This window comes from Arthrobacter sp. AG367 (assembly GCF_007828995.1).
In the GTDB taxonomy this organism is placed as follows: domain Bacteria; phylum Actinomycetota; class Actinomycetes; order Actinomycetales; family Micrococcaceae; genus Arthrobacter.
The window spans coordinates 111,970-134,819 of sequence record NZ_VIVE01000001.1 but is presented as its reverse complement, the minus strand read 5'-3'; the positions used below and the strand labels follow the sequence as shown (position 1 = coordinate 134,819).

Genomic DNA, 22,850 nt, shown 5'->3' with positions numbered 1-22,850 from the left:
TTAGCCTAGCCAAAAACTATCGCAGCACACCCCCAAGGCTGCACAGTAACCCCAGAAGGATTCACCAAACCCCATGGCCCGCCGCCAAAGTTCCAAGCCCATCGTGGAGAGCGACTACACGGAAAACATCGTCGATATCGATGTCACGTCCGAAATGCAGGGCTCCTTCCTGGAGTACGCGTACTCGGTGATCTACTCCCGGGCCCTCCCGGATGCCCGCGACGGGCTGAAGCCGGTACAGCGCCGCATCCTGTACATGATGAGCGACATGGGGCTGCGCCCGGACCGGGGCCACGTCAAGAGCGCCCGCGTGGTGGGCGAAGTCATGGGAAAGCTGCACCCCCACGGCGACGCCGCCATCTACGACGCCATGGTGCGCATGGCGCAGGATTTCTCGCTGCGACTGCCGCTGATCGACGGGCACGGCAACTTCGGATCGCTCGACGACGGCCCGGCAGCACCCCGTTATACGGAAGCCCGGCTGGCTGCGGCCGCCCTCACCCTCACCAACCACCTCGACGAAGACGTGGTGGACTTCGTCCCCAACTATGACAACCAGCTGACCCAGCCGGACGTCCTTCCCGCCGCCTTCCCCAACCTGCTGGTCAACGGCGCCACCGGCATCGCCGTCGGCATGGCCACCAACATGGCCCCGCACAACCTGGTCGAGGTCATCTCCGCCGCCCGGCACCTCATTGCGCACCCTGACGCAACCCTGGATGACCTCATGCGGTTCGTCCCGGGCCCGGACCTGCCCAGCGGCGGCCGGATCGTCGGCCTGGACGGCATCCGCGACGCCTATGCCACCGGCCGCGGCTCGTTCAAGACCCGGGCCAAGGTGGAGGTGGAACAGCTCTCCGCGCGCCGCACCGGCCTGGTGGTCACCGAACTGCCGTACATGGTGGGCCCGGAAAAGGTGATCGAAAAGATCAAGGATGCCGTCAACGCCAAGAAGCTGACCGGCATCAGCGACATCGTGGACCTGACGGACCGCAAGCACGGCCTGCGGCTGGTCATCGAGCTCAAGAACGGCTTCAACCCGAACGCGGTGCTGCAGCAACTGTACCGCTACACGCCGATGGAGGACTCCTTCGGCATCAACAACGTCACCCTGGTGGACGGCCAGCCGCAGACGCTGGGCCTGGTGGACCTGTTGCGTGTCTACGTCGACCACCGCATCAACGTCGTCCGGCGCCGGACCGCCTTCCGGCTCGGGAAGAAGAAGGACCGCCTGCACCTGGTGGAGGGCCTCCTCATCGCCATCGTGGACATTGACGAGGTCATCCAGATCATCCGGTCCTCGGACGAGGCCGCCGCGGCCCGCGAGCGGCTGATGTCCATCTACGACCTCACCGAAATCCAGGCCAACTACATCCTGGAACTGCGCCTCCGGCAGCTGACCAAGTATTCCCGGATCGAGCTGGAGAAGGAGCAGGACGAGCTTCGCCGCGAGATCGCGGAGCTGGAGGCGATCCTGGGCTCGGAGGAACTGCTGCGCACCGTGGTTTCCGACGAACTGGGTGCCATTGCCGAAGACCACGGCACCCCGCGCCGCACCGTGCTGCTGGAGTCCGAGGCCGTGTCCCCCACCGTTGCGTCCGCCGAACTTGCCGGGGCCAACGGGAAGAAGGGCAAGGCCGTGCCGCTGGCACTGGAGATCGCGGACGACCCCTGCTGGGCCATCCTCACCGCGTCCGGCCAGATAGCCCGCACCGGCAACCAGGAGCCGCTGGCCGAGGCAGGGCCACGGAGCAAGCATGATGTGTACACCTCAGTGGTTAAGACGTCGGCCCGCGGCGAAATCGCCGCCGTCACGTCGCTGGGCCGCATGCTCCGGCTGCAGGTCATGGACATGCCGGTCCTGGCGCCGGTGGCCGGACTGCCCAACCTGGCGGGCGGCGTCCCCGCAAAGGATTTCCTCACGCTGGTGAAGGGCGAAACCCTGGTGGCGTTCGTGCGCCTGGATGAGGTCCTGGCCATCGGCACCGCCCAGGGCGTGGTGAAACGCGTCCAGCCGGACTACCCGCTGAACCGGGAAGACTGGGAAGTCATCACCCTCAAGGACAAGGACACCGTGGTGGGCGTGGCTCCTGCCGGTGACGATGCCACCGAACTGGTGTTCCTCACCAGGGAGGCCCAGCTGCTGAAGTTCCCCGCCGCCGCCGTCCGCCCGCAGGGGCGTACCGCCGGCGGGATGGCGGGCATCAAGCTCGCCGCAGGTGACCAGGTGATCTTCTTCGGCGCCGTCCGGCCCAAGGACGAGGCCGCCGTCGTGGTCACCATCGCCGGGACCAACGGCGCCCTGCCGGGCACGGCCCCTGGCACCGCCAAGGTCACAGCCTTCTCCGAGTATCCGGCCAAGGGCCGTGCCACCGCCGGGGTCCGGTCGCACCGGTTCCTGAAGGGTGAGGACATGCTGCTGCTGGCCTGGGCAGGGCACGGCCCGGCCAAGGCTTCATCCGCTGCCGGGGTGGCCCGGTCGCTGCCGCAGGAGCATGGCCGCCGCGACGGCTCCGGCGTCCCGCTCTCACAGGCCGTCGAAGCAGTGGGCCCGGCGATGGCATGGACGGACGGACCGGCAGCCGGGGAATAGCCGGGCGCCACGGGCGATGCCGCGCGTCCGGCGCTCAGCCCGCTATGTCCCTGCGCCGGAAGCCGGCGACGGCAAGCCCCAGCAGCACGGCAACGGTGGCAGCGGACACCAGCACGCTGTCCCAGGCCACGCCCTGCCGCAGGGGGTCATGGGCAACGTACTGGAAGAACGGCGACACCTTCTGGATGCGGTCGAAGGCATCCACCAGCGGCGCGAGGGCGTTGACGATGTAGGCGAGGACGGCCAGCACGGCCGGAACACCGCGGCTGAGGCCGGTCCGTCCGGTCCCTGCTGAAAGGGCAAGGGCAAGGGTACCGAAAACGACGCCCAGCAGCGCTAAATGCAGCATGGCGGCAGCCACCTTGCCGGCCGGAAGGACCAGGTCCACCATGCTGCCCTCCAGCACCAGCGATATTCCCAGCACGGCGGCCAGCAGGAAGGTGCCCAGCACCATGGCCAGGAACTTGTCCACCACCACCCGGCCCCGCCCCACGGGGTTGGAAAGCAGCAGGTCCATCGTGTGCCGGTCCTCTTCCCCGCCGATGGCGCCCGCGCCGGAACTGATGGCATAGATCAGCACCGCAATCGGCCCCATGAAGGACAGCAGCTCCACCTGGATGTATCCGGTGGGAGTGGACATGTCGGCGCTGGAGGTGGCGAAAAGCGAGCGGAACGCCTCCGGCATCTGCTCGATGAAGCTGCTGATAGAGGGCTGTGACTTCACCGCGGGCCAAACGGCCGCGTACGTTGCCACGATGAGTGCCAGGGAGACGGCCCACGCCACCAGCAGCCTGCCCTGGTCCCGGAGCGTCTTCAGCAGGACGTTAGCCAGCATGGCGCGCCGCCGTTCCCGCGCCGGCGAGGCTGGCGCTGCCGGGTCCGTCCATTCCGTAGTAGCTCAGGAACGTCTCTTCCAGCGGCGCTTCAGAGCATTCGAAGTCCACCACCTCCCGGGCGCTGACCAGCTTCAGCAGCGCATCCAGGGCCGCCTGCGGCGCATTGCAGCTCAACGTGGTCCCATCCACCAGCAGGTCCCGCACGCCGGGCACGCCGGCGAACTCCGCCGCGGACACCTCCGCCGCGAAGCGGGCCCGGACCCGGTGCAGTGAACGTGCGGCGAGGTCCTGCAGCCGCTCCACCGCCACCAGCTGTCCCTGGCGCACCACCCCGATGCGGTCTGCCACGCGCTCCACCTCGCCCAGCACGTGGGAGGAAAACAAGGCGGAGCCGCCCTCGGCAGTATGTTCACGCAGGATGGAATGGAAAACCTGCTGCACCAGCGGGTCGATTCCGCTGGTCGGCTCGTCCAGCACCAGCAGCCGCGGCCGCGACATCACCGCCAGGACCACGGCGAGCTTCTGGCGGTTGCCGCGGGACAACGTGCGTACGGGCCGGCCCAGGTCCAGCTCCAGCCTGGCCGCCACCTCGGCCGCCCGTTTGCCGTCGTCCCGGTGCCGGAGGTGGGCGCAGTAGGCCACGTGCTGGCTGCCGGTGAGGCGGTCGTAAAGCGCCGGCTCACCTGGCACGTAGCCCACCAGGCGGTGGACGTCCCGGGACTGCCGCCAGGCGTCCAGTCCCAGCACCGACGCTGTACCGGAGGTAGGCCGCAGCAGCCCCATCAGGAGCCGGATGGTGGTGGTCTTGCCTGCCCCGTTGGGGCCCAGGTAGCCGAACACCTCGCCCGGCCCAATGGTGAGTGTCACGCCGTCTAGCGCAGTGTTGCGGCCGAACCGCTTGGTCAGGCCCGCCAGCCGCACCATGCTTTCGGCACCGCTTTCCGCACCGCTTTCCGCACCCCCGCGCTCTTCCGGGCTCATGCGGCAAGGCTATGCCGGGCGCTGCACGGGTCCCAGAGTCTTTCGGCCCACCGCTTAGACTGCTCCCATGCCTATCGTTCCTGATGAAAAGGACTGGACCTGGGTCCTGTCCCGCCCCTGCCCGGAATGCCATTTCGACGCTTCCAGCGCCACCCCGGCAACGGTACCGGGAAGCATCGAAAGCCTGATCCCCCGGTGGCTCGCCGTCCTGCGCCGGCCGGACGCGGCGCAGCGCCCCGATGACCACACCTGGTCCGCGCTGGAGTACGCGTGCCATGTGCGGGACGTTTTCGCGCTGTTCGACCAGCGGCTGAACCTGATGCTGGCAGAGGATGACGCCCGCTTCGAGGATTGGGACCAGGACCGGACCGCCATCGAGAAGGACTACGCCAACGCCGATCCGGCCGAGGTGGGCCGCGAACTGGCGGCGGAAGGACACCAGGCCGCCGAGTCTTTCGCCGGAGTCCATGAGGACGACTGGGGACGCAAGGGGCTGCGCAGCAACGGCTCGCAGTTCACCGTCCTCACGTTGTCCCAGTACTTCCTGCACGACGTCGTCCACCACCTTCACGACGTCAGCGGCTAAAGGCGCAGGCACGCCGGGGACCGTCCCGCCTTAGTGGGAAGCGGCCAACGATTCCCGGGGTTGTCCGGCGAAGGCCGAAAGATCCAGCCTGGCGTCGCCGGCCTTGATGTCAGCGGGATTGTGGGTAACCAGCACCACGGTGCGGTCCCGGAGTCCCGTGCGAAGGTCCGCCAGCATGGCTGCCGCCGATTCGGCGTCCAGGTGGGCAGTGGGCTCATCCAGCAGGATCACCTCCGCACCGGTCAGCAGGGTCCGCGCCACGGCCAGCCGCTGGCGCTCGCCGCCGCTCAGGAAGGCACCGCCGGGACCGATCCGGGTGTCCAGGCCCGCCGGCAGCCGGGCCACCAGGCCGGCAAGTCCGACGGCGGCCAGGACAGACTCCAGCTCGTCGTCCGCCAGGGTTGGTGCACCGTTCCCGGACGGCCGGCCCAGCATGAGGTTGCCGCGGATGGTGGAGTCGAACAGGTGTGCCTCCTGCGGACACCACGCCGCCCGGCCGGTGACCAGCGCCCGTCCCGCGGCCGGTGGCAGGAAGCCAAGCAGCACCGAGAGCAGGGTGGACTTTCCCGACCCCGATGGTCCGGTGACCGCCAGCCAGCGCCCGGGACCTGCCACCGCGAACACGCCGGAGAAGACCGGGACGTCTCCGGGCCAGGCCGCGGCCAGGTCCACCAGTTCAAGGCCCGGAGTGCCGCCGGCGCGGCCGGGAACGGACTGCAGCCCAGCAGACACGTCGAGGCGGCCGTCAAGGGCGCCCGACTCCCCCACCCGGCGCATCACGGCACGGAGCGCGGGGAACTGGCGGACCGCCGTCGTCATCGCTGCGTAGGGTTCCACCAGTGCCAGCAGCAGGAGGACCACCACGGCTGCCGTGGCCGGGGCAACCTGGGCCGCAAGGACCCCGGGAGCCGCCAGCCATGCGGCGGCCAGTGCGGCGGTGCCGCAGGCGGCGGTGGCAACAGCGTGTCCCAGCCCGTCGGCCCAGGCTGAGCGCTGGGATGCGCGCGTGGCGTCGCGGTCCTCCGCCAGCAGCGCCTCAAGCACATGGGCTGCCACGCCGTTTGCGTGCAGTTCCGCCCTGGCGTCCAGGGCTGCCGTCACGCGGCGCAGGACCCCGGAGCGCAGGGACTGCTCGGCGTTGGCGGATTTGCGGTCTCCCCACAGGGCGGCCGCGGGTGCCAGCAGCAGGCCGCTGATGGCCGCGCCGGCCACTGCGGGAAGGGCCGCCGGCACCAGCACGCCGGTGGCAGCCACGGCCAGGACGGAAACCGCGAGCGCGGTGAGGGGTGGCAGGACCACGCGTGGAAGGAGGTCGCGGACCGTGTCCACATCGTCGATGACCGTCCCCAGCACGTTGCCGCCCTGCAGGAGCCGGCGCAGCGACAGCGCCCTGCGGCTCAGAGATTCCCAGAGCCGGCCGCGCAGGCGGGTGAGCGCGGCGAAGACGGCATCATGCAGCAGCAGCCGCTCCCAGTAGCGGAAAACGGCCCGGCCGATGCCGAAGAACCGGACGCCGACGATCGCCGTCAGCAGGTAGAGAATGGGCGGCTGCTCGCTGGCCCGGATGATGAGCCAGCCGGAAAGGCCGGAAAGCGCGACGGCGAAGACGGCCGCCAGGGTGCCCACGACAGCAGCGGCGGCGAACCTGCCCCGCACCGGCGCCAGGAGTGCCGCCAGGAGGCGGGCCGCGCCTGGGGCAGCGCGAACGCTTGGGCTGACGGACCCGCTGATGCCGGCTTCCGCCGCGTCGTCAACGCATGCGCTGTCATTGCCGGTGGAAGCGGGGTCTGCGGAGCCGGGTTGGGTGGAGCCGCTTCCGCCGGGGCCGGGCAGGATGCCGGTTGCGCCGCCGCCGTGGTGCGGTGCTGCGGCAGCCCGGACCGCCGGCACGACGGGCACCAGCAGGTCTGCGAGCCGGCGGGTGCGCTGGTTGTGGGCCACCAGGATCACGGTGGCCTGGCCGCGGAGCCGCCGGATGGCCTCCTCCACAATGAGTGCGGAGGCGTCGTCCAGGTGTGCCGTGGGCTCGTCCAGCAGCAGGAGGGTGGCACCGGCCTCGATCCTGGCCAGTCCGCGGGCCAGTGCCACGCGGCGCAGCTCGCCCGGGCTCAGCTCCGCCTGGTGCTTCGCTGCCAGGTGGGCGGCTCCGGCCCTCTCCAAGCAGCGGCGGGCAGTCTCTTCGCCGGTAAAGCGGTCGGGGCCATGGGTGGGGTCCGGCGAGAGGTACAGCAGCACCTCCTCCAGCACGGTTCCGGCCACCATGACGGGATGCTGCGGCACCCAGGCTACGGAACTGCGGTCCAGGCCGCTGATGGATCCGGTGATGCCCGTCCCGTCACCGGCGCCGATGGTTCCGGCCAGTACGCCCAGGACAGTGCTCTTGCCGGCACCGCTGGGTCCGTCCAGGGCGGTGATCCGATCCTGGGGGGCGGTGAAGGTGAGGGGGCCGACGGCGGCTCCTGACCGTCCGGCGTAGGTCACCGTGAGTCCGGTGACCTCGAGTGGAGCGCCGGGCCTGCCGGCCCTGGCCGCCGGCAGGGGTGTTGCCTCGGCTGCGCCGGTCACGGCGGCTGTTTCCGCGAGTGCCACCCTGCCGTCGTCGCTGGCGTGGTGGGCGGTGCCCAGTTCCCGCAGCGGAAGGTAGCAGTCCGGTGCCAGGAGCAGCGCCAGCAGCCCGGCTTCCAGCGGCATGTCGCCGTGGACCAGCCGGACGCCGATGAAGACCGCCACCACGGCGACCGAAATGGTGGCGATGAGTTCCAGTGCCAGGGCGGAAAGGAACGCCGTCCGCAGGGTGCCCATGGTGCGGGAGCGGTACTCTTCGGAGATTTCCTCCAGGGCCTTGCGCTGCGCGGTGGCCCTGCCCAGTCCCACCAGGACCGGCAGGCCCTTGGCGAGTTCCAGCATGTGTGCGGACAGCCGGCCCAGCGACGCCTGGGCCTGGCGGACACTGTCCTCGGTGTACCGTCCGATCAGCACCATGAACAGCGGGATCAGGGGCACGGTGAGTACAATGACCAGCGCGCTCACCCAGTCTGCGAACAGGATCCGCGCCCCCAGCAGCAGCGGCACGGCGGCGCAGTTGACCAGCGCGGGAAGGAACTGGGTGTAGTAGCTGTCCAGGGCGTCCAGGCCGCGGGTGGCCAGCACCGCCAGGCCGCCGTCACCCGGGCCGGTGGACCGGACGCCCGTGCGCAGGGCACGCTCCAGCAGTTCTCCCCGGAGTTCTTCCTTGACCCCCAGCGCTGCGCGGCGGGCCGCGACGGCCTGGCCCCAGACGGTCAGGGAGCGGAGGACGACGCCGGCGAGCCCGGCAGCGAGCTGGGTTGCCCAGGCGGGGTTCCCGGCGGCGAGTCCGGCCAGGATGGAGGCCACGGCCTGGCCAATCAGCACCAGTGACAGTGCCTTGAGCGCGGCCAGCAGCCCCAGCCAGTAGATCGCTGAACGGGTGGCCGGGCCGGCAGGGAAGGTTGGCCGCACGTCAGCCCTTGGTGGTGAACGCCCTGGCGGCCACCGCCGGGAGGAAGCTGTGGGCTTCGGGGATGTGGGCTGCGCTGACGCGGCGGCGGAAGACCCAGTAGGTCCAGGCCTGGTAGGCGATCACCAGGGGAAGGCCAAAGGCTGCCACAATGCTCATCAGACCCAGGGTGTAGTCGGAGGAAGAGGCGTTGGAGATGGTGAGGTCAAACGCGCTGTCCAGCGTGGAGGGCAGCACCACCGGGAACACGGCCCCGAAGATGGAAGCCGTCCCCAGAACGAGGAAGGCGCCCAGGGCCAGGAACGACCGGCCTTCGGAGCCTTTCCGGGCCAGCAGCCAGGCAGTGACGGCGGCAGCAACTGCCAGGACGACGGCGGCCCAGGTCCACGGCTTGCCGTCCATGAACTGGATGGCGAGGGCCCACGCCGCGATGGGCAGGAGCAGGACCGGCAGGAGCCGCACGAACCACTGGCGGGCGCGGTGCCGCACCTCCCCGTCGGTCTTGAGGGCAAGGAATGCCAGCGCGTGGAGCAGCGCGAACCCCACCACGGCGATACCGCCCAGCAGGGCGTATCCGCTGAACCAGGCCATGGGCCCACCTTCGCGGTCGCCGTTGGCGTTCAACGGAAGGCCGGTTGTAGTGAGGGCCAGGGCAGCCCCCACGCCGAAGGCGGCGAAAAAGGAACCCAGCGCGATGGCCCAGTCCCACCGGTTCCGCCAGCTGTCCGTGTCCACCTTGCCGCGGTATTCGAACGCCACCGCCCGGAAGATCAGTGCCAGGAGGACGACCAGCAGCGGGAGATAGAGCGCGGAGAACAGCGACGCGTACCAGAGCGGGAAGGCTGCGAAGGTGGCGCCGCCGGCGGTCAGCAGCCACACCTCATTGCCGTCCCAGACAGGTCCGATGGTGTTCAGCAGCACCCTGCGCTCGGTATTGTCGCGGGCGAAGAGCTTCATCAGCATCCCCACGCCCAGGTCGAAGCCCTCCAGGAAGAGGTATCCGGTCCACAGCACCGCGATGGCGATGAACCACATGGTGGGAAGCAGTTCCATTGTTTGTTTCCTCTGCTTGGTTTCGGGCTAGTAGGCGAAGGCCAGGACGTCGTCTGCGTGTTTCGCGTCCCCGGGGCCGCCGGGTCCCGGGGTGGCGTCCTCGTTCTCGTCCACCGGCGCGTGGACCAGTTCGGGCATTGCGGAGACCACGCCGCCGCGGATGTACTTGACCAGCAGCTTCACCTCCACCACCAGCAGGACTGCGTAGACGGCCGTCAGGGCCACCAGCGAGGCGATCAGTTCCCCTGCGGAGACACCCGGCGATACGGCGGCGGCGGTAAACATGAACACCTGGTCGATGCCGCTGGGATCCGGGTTGGGCGCCACGACGAACGGCTGGCGGCCCATCTCGGTGAAGATCCAGCCGGCGGCATTGGCGCCGAAGGGGGCCAGGATGCCAAAGACTGCCAGCCGCATCATCCAGTGCGACTCCGGCACGGTCCCCTTGCGGGTGAGCCACAGCGCCACAAATGCTGCCAGGGCGGCGAGTCCGCCAAATCCGATCATCATCCGGAATCCCCAGTAGGTGACTTCCATGACGGGCACGTATTCGATTTCCTGGCCGGCCCGCTCACCGTAGATGGGGTTGTCCGGCAGGTTGGTCCCGTAGTTGGCCTTGTACTCGGGCAGCAGGCTGTTGACGCCCTTGACCTCGGTGGTGAAGTCGCCCTTGGCAAGGAAGGACAGGATGCCCGGAACCTCGATGACGGCCACGACGTCGTCGCAGTTCCTGGACCCCACGTTTCCGACGCTCAGGACGGAGAAACCGGTGCCGTCGTGGCAGGCCGCCTCCGCGGCGGCCATCTTCATGGGCTGCTGCTGGAACATCAGCTTGCCCTGCAGGTCGCCGGTGACCGCGGTGCCGGCGAAGGAGATCATGGCCACCACGGCGCCGATCCGCAGGGACCGGATCCATACGCTGTGGTCTGTACGGTCACGGCCGGGGATGCGGACGTCTTCACCGGGGATGACCTTGCCGTCGGCACCCACCGTGTCAACGCCGTCGTGCCGCCTCCGCCACAGGTGGTACCAGGCGATGCCCAGGAGGAAGCCGCCGGCCACGGCCAGGGCGCCGAACAGGGTGTGCGGGACGGCCACGAGCGCGGTGTTGTTGGTGAAGACGGCCCACGCGTCGGTCATGACGGGCCGGCCGTTGATCATTTCCACCCCTACTGGGTGCTGCATCCAGCTGTTGGCCACGATGATGAAGTAGGCGGAGAGGGCCGATCCAATAACGGCCACCCAGAGGCAGGCAAGGTGGATGGCGGGCTTTAGCTGCTTCCAGCCAAAGATCCACAGTCCCAGGAAGGTGGACTCGACGAAGAAGGCAAGGAGGGCCTCGAGGGCCAGCGGGGCTCCGAAGACGTCACCCACGAACCGGCTGTACTCGCTCCAGGCCATGCCGAACTGGAATTCCTGCACGATTCCGGTGGCCACGCCCATGATGAAGTTGATGAGGAACAGCTTTCCCCAGAACTTGGTCATGCGCAGGTACTCGGGTTTGCCGGTGCGGTACCAGGCGGTCTGGATGACGGCCACCACCAGGCCCAGGCCAATGGTCAGCGGCACCATCATGAAGTGGTAGACGGTGGTGATGCCGAATTGCCAGCGTGCGATTTCCAAGGCGTCCATGGCAGTCCCTACTGTTTAGCCAATGTAGTTTTCTACGCTTTGTAGAACTGTAACTTCTACAAAGTGTAGAACATTGGCAGTGGCGGGCGAAAACCAATCGCCCTCCCCTAGCATGGCGCGGCAGGGGCCGGCGCGCCACATGTTCTACCCGATGTAGAACCCGGGCGGTTTTCGGGGTAGATTTGGTTATGTAGTTGAACAACCGCGCGACGTCACCGGGCGCCTTAGAATGCGCGGTGCGGGGAAACAAAAGGAAAAGTGAAATGGCTAGTCTTGGTGAACTGGAACGGGCAGTCATGGACCTGCTCTGGGCGGGCCAGGAAGCGGCTACGGCCAATACCCTGAGGGATCAGCTGGCGCGCACGTCCGCGGCGCAGGGCGGACCGGGCCACGAAGGCAAGGAACTGGCCGTCACCACGGTGCTCACCGTACTCTCCCGCCTGGAAAAGAAGGGGCTGGTGGAACGCGAACGCGGAACCCGCCCGCACCGGTACCAGGCCGTGTCCAGCCGCGCGGACCACACCGCCGAACTCATGCATGAGGTCCTCGGATCAGCCCCGGACCGCGAGGCCGTCCTGGCCCGCTTCATCGGGTCCGTTTCCGAAGGTGAAGCCGAGACGCTGCGTAAACTGCTGGGCCACCTCTAGCACACCATGTTCTGGGCCTCATACCTGCTGGCGGTCCTGGCGATAATCCTGGCCTGGCCGGTGCCAATTCTCCTGTCACGGGCCCAATGGCCGGCAAGGTCGCCGTTCACGGCCATGCTGCTGTGGCAGGCGATCGCGCTCGCGGGTGGACTCTCCATGATCGGCGCCATGCTGGTCTATGGCCTGGAACCAATCGGTGACAACCTCATCGCAGGGCTTCGCGCGCTGGCGGGAATGGTGCTGTTCAATGCCCCCACCACGGCGTTGGGCTTTTGGCATATCTTCGCACTGTCCACTGCTGCCCTGCTGACGGCCCACCTGGTGTTCACGCTGCTGCTGACGTACTACAAGATCCAGCGGCAGCGGCGCCGGCACCGTGAACTGCTCGCACTGTTGGCCTCCCCATCGGCCCAGGATGCCGGGACGCTGGTGATCAGCCACGACTCCCCCGTCGCGTACTGCCTCCCGGGGGGCGCCCGCTCCGTGACCGTGCTGTCGGACGGCCTGATGGCCGCCCTCGAACCGGACGAGCTGCGGGCCGTCCTGATTCACGAGAACGCGCACCTCAGCCAGCGGCACCACCTGCTGCTCTGGGCCTTTGCCGCCTGGCGGCAGGCCCTCCCGTGGCTGCCCACCACCCGGCTTGCACAGGAATCGGTCAACTCCCTGATCGAGATGCTGGCCGACGACGTCGCACTGCGGACGGAGAGCAAGGCCACCCTCATCAAGGCGATAGCCATCGTTGCCAGCGGGTCGACCGGAAACGCGGGCGCCGGCGACATCCGCCCGTCCTCGCCCTCGTTGGCCCTGTCCGGGCTGGAGTCGGCGTCGGGCGGACCGGGCTCGGACGCGGTCAGGACCGCGGCCTCCCGGGTCAGCCGCCTCCTGACCCCCCAGCCCCAGCTTCCTGCGGCCGTCCGCAGCGCCGTGTTGGCCGGGTCCGTCCTGCTGCTGGCGCTGCCCACGGCACTGCTGGTGGTTCCGGGGCTGCTGGGCTGACGCCGCCGTCGCGCTTCAACCCGGCGGGTGGGCTTGTCAAAGCCCCGGGATCGCCGAACCCATCCCAGCGCCCGGCGACCCTGCGCCCGGTCAGGCGTCGATGCGCTCCCGGTCCAGGCTGGACGCGCCGGCGATGATGAAGTCCTTGCGCGGGGAGACGTCGGAGCCCATCAGCAGGTCGAAGATCTCCTCTGCCTGCTGCGCGTTTTCGATCCCCACCTTGCGCAGGGTGCGGTGCCGCGGGTCCATAGTGGTCTCCGCCAGCTGCTCGGCGTCCATCTCCCCAAGGCCCTTGTACCGCTGGATCGGCTCCTTGTACCGCTTGCCCTCCTTGGCCAGGCGGGCCAGCAGGACGTGCAGTTCGGCCTCGGAGTAGGTGTAGATCATCTCGTTGGCCTTCTGGCCGGCGTTGATGACCTCCACCCGGTGCAGCGGCGGAACCGCGGCAAACACCCTTCCCTCCACGATCATGGGCCGCATGTAGCGGAAGAACAGGGTCAGCAGCAGGGTCCGGATGTGGGCGCCGTCAACGTCGGCGTCAGTCATGAGGATCACCTTGCCGTACCGGGCCGCATTGATGTCGAAGCTGCGGCCGGACCCCGCGCCCACCACCTGGATGAGCGCTGCACATTCGGCATTGGAGAGCATGTCCCCCACCGATGCCTTCTGCACGTTGAGGATCTTGCCGCGGATGGGCAGCAGGGCCTGGAAGTCGGAGGACCGGGCCAGCTTGGCGGTGCCCAGCGCGGAGTCGCCTTCCACGATGAACAGTTCGGAACGTTCGACGTCGTCCGTCCGGCAGTCAGCGAGCTTGGTGGGCATCGAGGACGTTTCCAGCGCGTTCTTGCGCCGTTGGGTCTCCTTGTGCACGCGGGCCGAGATGCGGGACTTCATCTCGTTGACGATTTTTTCCAGCAGCAGGGCCGACTGGGCCTTGTCGTTCCGGTTGCTGGAGGACAGTTTGGCGGAGATCTCCCGCTCCACCACCCGGGCCACGATGGCGCGCACGGCGCTGGTGCCCAGGATCTCCTTGGTTTGGCCCTCGAACTGTGGTTCGGCGAGCCGTACGGTCAGGACCGCGGTCAAGCCGGCGAAGATGTCGTCCTTTTCGATCTTGTCGTTGCCGGCCTTGAGTTTGCGGGCATTGGTTTCCACGGCTTTCCGGAAAGTCTTGACCAGCGCCTGCTCAAACCCTGACTGGTGCGTGCCGCCCTTGGGGGTCGCGATGATGTTGACGAAGCTTCGCACGGTGCTGTCGTAGCCGATGCCCCAGCGCAGTGCAACGTCCACTTCGCAGTCACGTTCGACCTCGGCCAGCTGGCTGTGCCCCCGTTCGTCAAGGACCGGGACGGTCTCCTTGAACTTCCCTGATCCATGCAGCCGCCACACGTCGGTCACGGCCGGGTCCGCGGCCAGGAACTCGGCGAATTCGGAGATGCCGCCGTCGTGGTGGAAGACCTCCTCGTGCGGGCCGGCTTCCCCCGGGGTTCCGGGGAGCTTGCGCTCATCCCGCACGGTGAGCTTGAGGCCGGGCACCAGGAAGGAGGTCTGGCGTGCGCGGGCAGCAAGGTCCTCGTAGGAGAACTTGGCATCCGGGGTAAAGATCTGCCGGTCCGCCCAGTAGCGGATCCGGGTCCCGGTGACTCCGCGCTTGGCCTTGCCCACAATGTCCAGTACCGAGTCATCGACGAACGGAGTGAACGGCGCTGCGGGGTCCGGGCGGGACCCGGTGTCCTTGAAGCGTCCGGGCTCGCCGCGCCGGAAGGACATCCGGTAGGTCTTGCCGCCGCGGTCCACCTCGACGTCCAGGCGCGACGAGAGAGCGTTGACCACTGACGCTCCAACGCCGTGCAGGCCGCCGGAGGCGGTATAGGAGCCGCCGCCGAACTTGCCGCCGGCGTGCAGCTTGGTGAACACCACTTCGACGCCGGTGAGCCCCGTCTTGGGTTCCTTGTCGATGGGGATGCCGCGGCCGTCGTCGTGGATCTCCACGGAGTTGTCCGCGTGGAGGATGATGCGGATGTCGTGGCCGAACCCGGCAAGCGCCTCATCCACGGAGTTGTCGATGATCTCCCAGAGGCAGTGCATGAGGCCGCGCGAGTCCGTTGAGCCGATGTACATGCCCGGACGCTTGCGGACGGCTTCGAGGCCCTCCAGTACGGAAAGGTGCCGGGCGGTGTACTCAGAGCTTGGTGCCACTGGTGATGAACTCCTTCAGGGACGTGGAAGCGGCGCTGGGACCGCACCTTCTAGGGTAGTCGGCGGCAGCGGCGACAGCCGTCTGCCACACCCGCAGCGCCTTGTGCGCCGCGCCACCAGCCTCCGTGATCCGCGGAACTGGGAAATTCTTGACCTAACCTTGCGGATACGCGGACAGCGAACTTGCCCCATCCTTGCGATGGATCGGATACGAATACTGGTTATATAGATGTACTGATCTACTAAGGAGGCCGACATGACAACAGCAGTGGCAGACCGCACACTAAACGCACTCGACCGGTGCGACCGTTGCGGAGCTCAGGCATATGTCCGGGTTGTACTCGAGTCCTCCGGCGGTGAGCTGTTGTTCTGCGGCCACCACGCCCGTGCAGTGGAGGCGACGCTCAAGCCGTTGAGCTCTGGCTGGCACGACGAGACGGGAAAGCTTCACGAGAAAGCTGCCGTGGAAATCGACTAGATGAGGCATCGGTAACAACGAACCCTGCGGGGCCTTTCCACCACGGAAAGGCCCCGCAGGCGTTTAACGGGCCCCGCAGGCCTTTAGCCGCACGGAGGGAGCTCATAAACAAACAGGGGCCGTTCCGGAATCCACCGTGCAGTGGGTTCCCGAACGGCCCCTGTTTTGTCGTGCGGAAGAGGTTAGTCCAGGTAGTCCCGCAGCACCTGCGACCGGGAGGGGTGCCGGAGCTTGGACATGGTCTTCGACTCGATCTGGCGGATCCGCTCGCGGGTGACGCCGTAGACCTTTCCGATTTCGTCTAAAGTCTTCGGCTGTCCGTCAGTCAGGCCAAAGCGCATGGCAACCACGCCGGCCTCGCGTTCGGAAAGGGTGTCCAGGACGGAGTGCAGCTGTTCCTGCAGGAGGGTGAAGCTCACGGCGTCAGCCGGAACAACGGCTTCCGAGTCCTCGATCAGGTCGCCGAATTCGGAATCGCCGTCCTCACCCAGGGGGGTGTGCAGCGAAATCGGCTCGCGGCCGTACTTCTGGACCTCGACCACCTTTTCCGGCGTCATGTCCAGTTCCAGTGCCAGTTCTTCGGGCGTGGGTTCGCGGCCCAGGTCCTGCAGCATCTGGCGCTGTACACGTGCCAGCTTGTTGATGACCTCGACCATGTGCACCGGGATACGGATGGTGCGGGCCTGGTCGGCCATGGCGCGGGTGATGGCCTGGCGGATCCACCAGGTGGCGTAGGTGGAGAACTTGAAGCCCTTGGTGTAGTCGAACTTCTCCACGGCGCGGATCAGGCCAAGGTTGCCTTCCTGGATCAGGTCCAGGAACAGCATGCCGCGGCCGGTGTAGCGCTTGGCCAGCGAGACCACCAGACGGAGGTTGGCTTCCAGCAGGTGGTTCTTGGCGCGCTTGCCGTCGTGGATGATGAATTCGAGTTCACGCTTGTACTTCGGATCCATGGAGCCGTCGTCCGCGGCGATCTTTTCCTCGGCGAACAGCCCGGCCTCGATCCGCAGCGCAAGGTCGACTTCCTGCTCCGCGTTGAGCAGCGCCACCTTACCGATCTGCTTCAGGTAGTCCTTGACGGGGTCGGCCGTGGCGCCGGCAGACATAACCTGCTGCACGGGCGCGTCGTCGTCGTCTGCATCGGAGTAGACGAAGCCCTTGCCGCTGCCGGCGGCACCCTTGACGGGGTCGGCGTCGACGTCCTCTGCTGCGTCCGGACCTTCGAGGACGATGTCGTCGAGGTCTTCCTCGACGTCTTCGACCTCGTCCGGGTCAACGTCACCGGCGGCGGACTTTCCCGCAGCCTCGGCTGCGGCCTTGGCGCCGGGCTTGGGCCCACGCTTCTTGGGCTCGCGCTTGCTGTCGCCTGCAGCCTCGCCGGCCGAAGCCTTGTTGGCTGCCCGCGTAGCTGCCCGCTTGGCATTGGTCGCGGCCTGCTTCTCCTCAGGGGACAAGACATCCTGGGCGGCGGAATCCTTCTTCGTGGAAGACGGGGTCACAGAAAACCTTTCTAGCGGTGGTCTGTGGAATCACCATACGGGCAACACCACTATGACCCTGTCAAGTCCGTGGTGGAAACCAAGCACCACCACGGCCGGCAGAGTCACTTAAGACAACTCCCGGAGTGGCTGTAATGTTCCCTTGCGGGGACGCTTACAAGCACTCGATACACGGACCCAACCGGGTCTCGGCATCCATTGTCTCACGATTTGCCCGGATCCAACCTCCCCTGCCGCCATCCGTTACGGCTGCCCCGGCGGGCCCGGCCCGGCCCGGGCATGTCCGGCCGGCTTCACGACGCCCGGGTCCGGCTCACAGCGCCTCCTTCTCCCCAGCAGGATCCTTCGGGAACTTTTGCCAGGCCGCCTCCTTCCGGGCGGCCCAGCCACAAAGCGTCCCCCTGCCCACGATATCCAGCAGGAGCTCGGCAAGCCGGTACTCCGGTTCGAGCTCAAGCGCCCGGCCCAAGTGGGCAGCCGCGTAGGAGCCGCGTCCCCGGGACCAGGCCACCCATCCTCGGAGCGTGAGCGCTGCTGCGGCCGGGTGTCCGCCCAACACTGCCAGGTGCCCCAGAATCCGGTCCAGCGCGTCCAGTCCGGCCCAGTCCGGCGCGGCCGGCGCCAGGCCCATGAGGACCTCGCCATAGCCGGCAGGAACAGCGCCGGAAGCGGCACCGCCCGCCCGGCGCTGCTGCCGGCCGGCGAATCCCGGCGGAGGCAGCAACGGCAGCGCCACTGCGGAAACGTCGCCCCCGTCCTCGGAAAGGACGCCGAACTGTTCTGCGCCTGCCTCCGCGGCGGCCCGTCCCGCCGCAGCCATCACGAGCAGGGCGTCGCGCCAGGTGGGAACGAGCAGCGTGGCGCGCAGGAAGGCGTCCCGTTCAACGTCCGGAATCCACTGCCCGTCATGGCTCCGCTCCAGCAGCAACTCCCAGAAGTCAAGCACCGCGTTGAACTGTGCCCTGCTGCGGGACTGCCCGCCGAGCTCGTCCTCCCAGCCGGCCTGTGCCTCAAGGACGGCCGCCAGGTGCATGGCGGGGACCGGGGCTTCCGGCTGGCTCCCCGCTCGTGGCGCGGGTCCAATGCTGCTGCCCCGGTACACCATCTCCGTATTCAGCATGCTGTCCCTGATCTCCTGCACGGGACGTCCCGGAAGCGGGCAGCAGGAGGCGTCGCTGCACAGGGCGTCCCGCCAGTACTCATCGCCCACCAACCAGGCATCGCGGACAGGCATCCCGGCCTGGTCCAGGGCACGTCGCACCGTGTCGACCAGGAGGTCGTAGGCGGATGGCGGTCCCATTCCGGCGTCGCTGGTGAAGACAGCCAGCAAAGAGCCGTCAGCGTCCTGGTCTGATTCAAGGTAGCGCCGGACGGCACGGCCAAACGCGGCGGGGTCGGCCTGGTTCGCCGGGCCCGGAAGGTCAAGCCGGAGTGTGGCTCCGAGCGTGGTGCCGTGCAGCGTCATGGCCACCAGGCTGGCAGCGGGCCAGTACCCGAGCGAATGCGGAATGAAGCCAAGGATGTCTTCCGGGCCGCGCACTATTAATCGTTCTGAACCTGTCATGGCTCCAGCATTCGCCGCCGGCGGGGGCGCGGGCAGTGGCCAGTCCGGCTATGTGGGTAACCGGTGCCGTGGAGGAAGAGTGCGGGGAACCCGCGAACGGGAGTGGCTCAGTCGTCCGTGGGCGTCGGCTGGCGGCGGCGGGCCAGACTTTCACGGCGCTGCCGGGCGATGGCGCTGCGCAGCGGCGGAACCACAATGCCCTGGGCGGCCATTTGCCGGCGGACCTTCCGGCGGGAGGCCAGGATGGCTGCGGCACCAATCCCCAGGAGCAGGAACTGGACGCTCAAAGCCAGCCGGAAGGGTGCCAGGCCGTAGAGCACCCCCTGTGAAAACCCGGTGGCGTTCAGGACGTCGAGCACAAGGCCAATCAGGAAGATGGAGACCAGGGCAGCGATGAAGCCACCAACGTTGACAATGCCGGTGGCAGTGCCGATCCGGTGCGCGGGGTTGAAGGTCCGCGCGAAGTCGAAGCCGATCATGGAACCGGGGCCGCCGATTGCGAGCACCACCACCAGGCCTGCCAGCAGCCACAGCGGAGCGCGCCCGGGCAGCAGCAGCACCGCGGCCCATGCCGTGGCGGTGGCGCCGGCGATCAGCAGCACCATGGTGGAACGGCGCAGTGGATGGCGCGAAACGAAGCGCCCGATGAACGGGCCCACTGCCATGGCTGCGGCAACGTACAGGGCCATCAGCGCTGCGACGGTGGCTGCGTCCAGGCCCTGGCCCGAGATCAGGAACGGGTAGCCCCACGTCATGGCAAAGACGGTGCCACTGAACTGGATGGTGAAGTGGCTCCACATTCCCAGCCGGGTTCCGGGCTGGCTCCAGGCACGGGCCAGTGAGGCGCCGGTGGCCTTGAGCCCCTGCCGGGCGTGCGGCCGTTCGGTCCCCGGTGGGACATCCTGCAGGAGCAGGAGTACCAGCACGACGGCGAGTGCGGACATTCCTGCCAGCATCAGGAAAGCGGGGGTCCAGCCGGACAGGTGCAGGACCAGCGCGAAGGGCAGGACACTGAACAGCTGACCCAACTGGCCGGACATGCCGGTCAACTGCGTGACCAGGGGGACGCGGGCGGGGGCGAACCACAGCGGGATGAGCCTGATCACCGAGATAAAGGTCATGGCGTCGCCGGCGCCCACCAGGACACGGCCAAGGACTCCCCCGGGGATGCTCTCGGCGAAGGCCAGCTGCACCTGTCCGAGTCCCATCAGGACAGCGCCGCCTGCGATCATGGCACGGGAGCCGAACCTGTCCACCAGCAGGCCCACCGGGATCTGGAGCCCGGCGTACACCAGCAGCTGCAGGACGGTGAAGAAGGAGATGGCGGACGCGGTGGCGTGGAACCGCTCCGTGGCCTCGAGCCCCACCACGCCGAAGGAGGTCCGCTGCGCCACGGCCACCAGGTACCCGAAAATTCCAATGGTCCAGATAAGCCAGGCGCGGGGAGCAGTCACCAGTTCATTATGCCCGGCGCGCGCCCGCAGCCCGGAAGCCGTGACGTCCCGCTACTGCCCCGGGTTCTCCCTGGCCAGGTAGGCCTCCACGGCGGCACCCAGGTCGTCGGCGTCGGGAAGCTCGTCGTTCTCGTTGGCCAGGAGCGACCGGCGGACGATGCCGTCGGCCTTCTCGTCGTAGCGTGTCTCGAGGCGGGAGACCACCTGCTGGACCTCCTCGGACGCCTCGATCTGCTGGGCAATCTGCCGGCTGACCTCGCGCCCGGACTCACGGAGCCGGTCGGTGGGCAGCATCAGGGACGTTGCGGCGCCAAGGTATTCCAGGCCGGCGACGGCGGCGGTGGGGTACTCGGCCTCGGCGAGGTAGTGCGGGACGTGGATGACGTAGCCGGCAACATTGCGGCCCGCCTCCACGAGGCGCAGCTCCAGGATGTGGCCAACAGCGGCGGGAACTTCAACGGTGGGCTTCCACACGGAGATGCCCTCGATCAGCTCAGGCCGGTTCCCGTGTACCGTCACGCCCACGGGCCGGGTGTGCGGCACGGGCATGGGGATGGAGTGGATCCATGTGACCAGGTTGACGTCCAGCTTTTCCACGATGTTCACCACGGCACGGGCAAACCGTTCCCATTGCAGGTCAGGTTCGAAGCCGGCCAGGAGGAGGAATGGCTTCCCCAGCCCGTCCACCAGCCGGTAGAGGGCCAGCCGGGGCTCCTGGTAGTCCTGGATGTGGTCTTCCACGAAACTCAGGTGCGGCCGGCGGGACCTGTAGTCAATCAACTGGTCCGCATCGAAGACCGCCACGGGCTGGGCGTCGAGGGTGTCCAGCAGTTCGGCGTTGATCTGCTTCACCACATGGCCGGCGTCGGCGAACCCGGTGAAACCCATGACCAGGTTCAGCCCCTGCAGCTCCGGGCTGTGGAACAGCTCGATGTTGCTGGCATAGAGCGCGTCGGGGTCCAGCAGGGAGCCGGAAATCCGTTCAAGCACGGCGTGTTCCTTTCAGGGGTACGGGTGGACATCATTCATAACGCCGCAGGGGCACCCGGCATTCCGGGCCGCGGTGTGGCGCACATCTCAGGAAATTCTGTCGCTCCGCAGGGGAACGGCTACGATCGGAACTGGCCTGCCAGGCGGGCTTGCAACCACCCGGGCACCGTCCAGAACGGCCGGATCCGGGCCACCATGGCAGAGCGCCCAACATGCATCCCTGCCCGATCGTTTCGAGAATTGAGGACTCATCCCTGTGGTCAAGAATACTGAAGTCAACCTTAGTACCGTCTCGCGGGACCTTAAGAGGAACCCCAGCGATGCCGTGGTGATCGGGGTGGGGCAGGGAAGCGACGGGCCCGTCCTGCTGGACAACCCGCTGACGGCGAAGTCCGCGGAGGCCCTGGCTGACTCCCTCAAGGCACTCGGAGTTACCGGCGCGGCGGACCAGCTGGTCCGCCTCCCGGGACTGCCCGAAACCGGCGCCGGCATCCTGGTCCTCGCCGGAGTGGGAAAGGTGCCGGAAGGCACACCGCTCACCGGTGAGGCACTCCGCCGGGCAGCGGGATCCGCGGTCCGGCAGCTGGCCGGCCTCGCCACCGTAACCCTGGCGTTCCCGACGGCGACGGTGCAGGATGTCTCGGCCGTCGCCGAGGGTGCCGCGCTGGGCGCCTACGCCTTCACCGAGTTCCGGTCTTCCACGGACGGGCTCAAGGATCCCGTCCGCAATGCCGTCATCTTCACGGAACTGGCAGGCAGCACGGACCTGGGCGCCGCACTGAAGCGGGCAGGACTGGTGGCCAAGGCCGTCAACGCGACCCGCTCACTGGTCAACACGCCGCCGAGCCACCTTTACCCGGAGTCCTTCGCCGAGGCCGCCAAGGACCTTGCCAAGGGACTCCCCGTCAAGGTCACCGTCTGGGACGAGAAGCGGCTTGAGAAGGAAGGCTTCGGCGGCATCATGGGCGTGGGCAAGGGCTCCACCCGCCAGCCGCGGCTGGTTAAGGTGGAGTACTCCCCCGCCAAGGCCACCGCCAAGGTTGCGCTGGTCGGCAAGGGGATCACGTTCGACACCGGCGGCATCTCCCTCAAGCCGGCCCTGAACATGGGCGACATGAAGAGCGACATGGCGGGCGCCGCCGTCGTACTTAATACTGTTTTGGCCCTTGCCGGCCTGGGCCTGCCCGTGAAGGCGACCGCCTGGCTGTGCATCGCGGAGAACATGCCGGGCGGCGGCGCGTCGCGCCCGGCCGATGTGCTGACCATGTTCGGCGGCAAGACGGTTGAAGTCCTCAACACCGACGCCGAAGGCCGCCTGGTCATGGCGGACGGCATCGTTGCAGCCAGCAGCGAATACCCGGACGCCATCATCGACGTGGCCACGCTGACCGGCGCGCAGCTCATCGCCCTCGGCAACCGCACTGCCGGTGTCATGGGCTCGGAAAGCGTCACGGGCGCCCTCAAGGCGGCGGCCGACCGTGCCGGCGAATTGGTCTGGCCCATGCCCCTGCCGGAGGAGCTGCGCCCCAGCCTGGATTCCCAGGTGGCGGACCTGGCCAACATTGGCGAACGCCACGGCGGCATGATGACCGCTGCTGTGTTCCTTCGCGAATTCGTGGGTAAGGACAAAGCGGGCGAACAGATCCCCTGGGCGCACATCGATATTGCGGGGCCGTCCTTTAATAACGGCAGCCCCTACGGCTACACCCACAAGCAGGGCACCGGATGCACTGTCCGTACCCTGGTTGCCTACGTGGAGGACATCCTGGCCGCGGCCTGAGCAATCTGCCTGGGTCACGGGCTCCAGGCCCCATGCCGCGCGGCCCTGCGGTGCAGTGATTGCTGTGCCACAGGGCCGCGT

Annotated in this window: 16 protein-coding genes; 6 read left to right on the top strand and 10 right to left on the bottom strand. The window is 67.8% G+C overall.

Annotated elements, in window-relative coordinates; translation table 11 throughout:
• The first annotated feature begins 73 nt into the window (after positions 1-73).
• A complete protein-coding gene (locus FB478_RS00570; protein ID WP_144599629.1) occupies positions 74-2,593 on the top strand; it encodes a DNA topoisomerase (ATP-hydrolyzing) subunit A in 2,520 nt (839 codons plus the stop codon).
• Between the two features lie 34 nt (positions 2,594-2,627).
• Here FB478_RS00570 and FB478_RS00565 read toward each other — a convergent pair whose 3' ends face one another.
• Both FB478_RS00565 and FB478_RS00560 read right to left on the bottom strand, forming a co-directional pair.
• Positions 2,628-3,428 (bottom strand): ABC transporter permease subunit, encoded by an 801-nt coding sequence (locus tag FB478_RS00565; protein WP_134164378.1) that lies wholly within the window; start codon positions 3,426-3,428, stop codon positions 2,628-2,630.
• A complete protein-coding gene (locus FB478_RS00560) occupies positions 3,418-4,410 on the bottom strand; it encodes an ABC transporter ATP-binding protein (protein WP_144599627.1) in 993 nt (330 codons plus the stop codon). Before FB478_RS00560 ends, FB478_RS00565 begins: the two co-directional genes overlap by 11 nt.
• 67 nt (positions 4,411-4,477) lie before the next feature.
• On the opposite strand from FB478_RS00560, the gene FB478_RS00555 reads away from it, so the two are divergent.
• Positions 4,478-4,996, top strand: a complete 519-nt coding sequence (locus FB478_RS00555; RefSeq protein ID WP_018769686.1) for a DinB family protein — start codon at positions 4,478-4,480, stop codon at positions 4,994-4,996.
• 30 nt (positions 4,997-5,026) lie between these two features.
• Here the strand turns inward: FB478_RS00555 and cydD are convergent, their stop codons facing one another.
• Genes cydD through FB478_RS00540 form a run of 3 tightly spaced genes read right to left on the bottom strand, consistent with a single transcriptional unit; the run spans position 5,027 to position 11,159 of the window.
• Positions 5,027-8,476: a thiol reductant ABC exporter subunit CydD gene (gene cydD / locus FB478_RS00550; RefSeq protein WP_144599625.1), complete on the bottom strand. Its 3,450-nt coding sequence runs from the start codon at positions 8,474-8,476 to the stop codon at positions 5,027-5,029.
• A 1-nt stretch (position 8,477) separates the two neighbouring features.
• Positions 8,478-9,527 (bottom strand): cytochrome d ubiquinol oxidase subunit II, encoded by a 1,050-nt coding sequence (cydB, locus tag FB478_RS00545; RefSeq protein WP_144599623.1) that lies wholly within the window; start codon positions 9,525-9,527, stop codon positions 8,478-8,480.
• 27 nt (positions 9,528-9,554) lie between these two features.
• Positions 9,555-11,159 (bottom strand): cytochrome ubiquinol oxidase subunit I, encoded by a 1,605-nt coding sequence (locus FB478_RS00540; protein WP_144599621.1) that lies wholly within the window; start codon positions 11,157-11,159, stop codon positions 9,555-9,557.
• Positions 11,160-11,422: 263 nt separating this feature from the next.
• Between FB478_RS00540 and FB478_RS00535 the strand changes: the two genes are divergently transcribed.
• Both FB478_RS00535 and FB478_RS00530 read left to right on the top strand, forming a co-directional pair.
• On the top strand, positions 11,423-11,806 hold the full coding sequence (locus tag FB478_RS00535; RefSeq protein ID WP_018769682.1) for a BlaI/MecI/CopY family transcriptional regulator: 384 nt from the start codon (positions 11,423-11,425) through the stop codon (positions 11,804-11,806).
• 6 nt (positions 11,807-11,812) lie between these two features.
• On the top strand, positions 11,813-12,805 hold the full coding sequence (locus tag FB478_RS00530; protein WP_026265832.1) for a M56 family metallopeptidase: 993 nt from the start codon (positions 11,813-11,815) through the stop codon (positions 12,803-12,805).
• A 90-nt stretch (positions 12,806-12,895) separates the two neighbouring features.
• Here FB478_RS00530 and FB478_RS00525 read toward each other — a convergent pair whose 3' ends face one another.
• Complete coding sequence (locus FB478_RS00525) at positions 12,896-15,004, bottom strand: type IIA DNA topoisomerase subunit B (RefSeq protein WP_056389822.1); 2,109 nt, start codon at positions 15,002-15,004, stop codon at positions 12,896-12,898.
• Between the two features lie 256 nt (positions 15,005-15,260).
• Here FB478_RS00525 and FB478_RS00520 point away from each other — a divergent pair, with 256 nt between their 5' ends.
• The gene (locus FB478_RS00520) at positions 15,261-15,482 is read left to right on the top strand and encodes a hypothetical protein (protein ID WP_018769678.1); all 222 of its coding nucleotides are present in this window, start codon (positions 15,261-15,263) and stop codon (positions 15,480-15,482) included.
• Positions 15,483-15,664: 182 nt separating this feature from the next.
• On the opposite strand, the gene FB478_RS00515 is transcribed toward FB478_RS00520, so the two are convergent.
• The 4 genes from FB478_RS00515 to FB478_RS00500 form a co-directional block, all read right to left on the bottom strand.
• Positions 15,665-16,981 (bottom strand): RNA polymerase sigma factor, encoded by a 1,317-nt coding sequence (locus FB478_RS00515; protein ID WP_018769677.1) that lies wholly within the window; start codon positions 16,979-16,981, stop codon positions 15,665-15,667.
• Between the two features lie 313 nt (positions 16,982-17,294).
• Complete coding sequence (locus FB478_RS00510) at positions 17,295-18,545, bottom strand: DUF4192 domain-containing protein (RefSeq protein ID WP_186447702.1); 1,251 nt, start codon at positions 18,543-18,545, stop codon at positions 17,295-17,297.
• A 107-nt stretch (positions 18,546-18,652) separates the two neighbouring features.
• Positions 18,653-19,999: a nitrate/nitrite transporter gene (locus tag FB478_RS00505; RefSeq protein ID WP_134164382.1), complete on the bottom strand. Its 1,347-nt coding sequence runs from the start codon at positions 19,997-19,999 to the stop codon at positions 18,653-18,655.
• 51 nt (positions 20,000-20,050) lie between these two features.
• A complete protein-coding gene (locus FB478_RS00500) occupies positions 20,051-20,989 on the bottom strand; it encodes a proteasome assembly chaperone family protein (protein ID WP_018769674.1) in 939 nt (312 codons plus the stop codon).
• Between the two features lie 256 nt (positions 20,990-21,245).
• Here FB478_RS00500 and FB478_RS00495 point away from each other — a divergent pair, with 256 nt between their 5' ends.
• Positions 21,246-22,769, top strand: coding sequence for a leucyl aminopeptidase (locus FB478_RS00495; protein ID WP_144599619.1), 1,524 nt, complete (start codon positions 21,246-21,248; stop codon positions 22,767-22,769).
• The last annotated feature ends 81 nt before the right edge of the window (positions 22,770-22,850 follow it).

Coding starts and splice junctions, on each gene's coding strand:
- FB478_RS00570 (WP_144599629.1), top strand. CDS start 74: ATGGCCCGCCGCCAAAGTTCCAAGCCCATCGTGGAGAGCGACTACACG.
- FB478_RS00565 (WP_134164378.1), bottom strand. CDS start 3,428: ATGCTGGCTAACGTCCTGCTGAAGACGCTCCGGGACCAGGGCAGGCTG.
- FB478_RS00560 (WP_144599627.1), bottom strand. CDS start 4,410: ATGAGCCCGGAAGAGCGCGGGGGTGCGGAAAGCGGTGCGGAAAGCGGT.
- FB478_RS00555 (WP_018769686.1), top strand. CDS start 4,478: ATGCCTATCGTTCCTGATGAAAAGGACTGGACCTGGGTCCTGTCCCGC.
- cydB (WP_144599623.1), bottom strand. CDS start 9,527: ATGGAACTGCTTCCCACCATGTGGTTCATCGCCATCGCGGTGCTGTGG.
- FB478_RS00540 (WP_144599621.1), bottom strand. CDS start 11,159: ATGGACGCCTTGGAAATCGCACGCTGGCAATTCGGCATCACCACCGTC.
- FB478_RS00535 (WP_018769682.1), top strand. CDS start 11,423: ATGGCTAGTCTTGGTGAACTGGAACGGGCAGTCATGGACCTGCTCTGG.
- FB478_RS00530 (WP_026265832.1), top strand. CDS start 11,813: ATGTTCTGGGCCTCATACCTGCTGGCGGTCCTGGCGATAATCCTGGCC.
- FB478_RS00520 (WP_018769678.1), top strand. CDS start 15,261: ATGACAACAGCAGTGGCAGACCGCACACTAAACGCACTCGACCGGTGC.
- FB478_RS00510 (WP_186447702.1), bottom strand. CDS start 18,545: ATGACAGGTTCAGAACGATTAATAGTGCGCGGCCCGGAAGACATCCTT.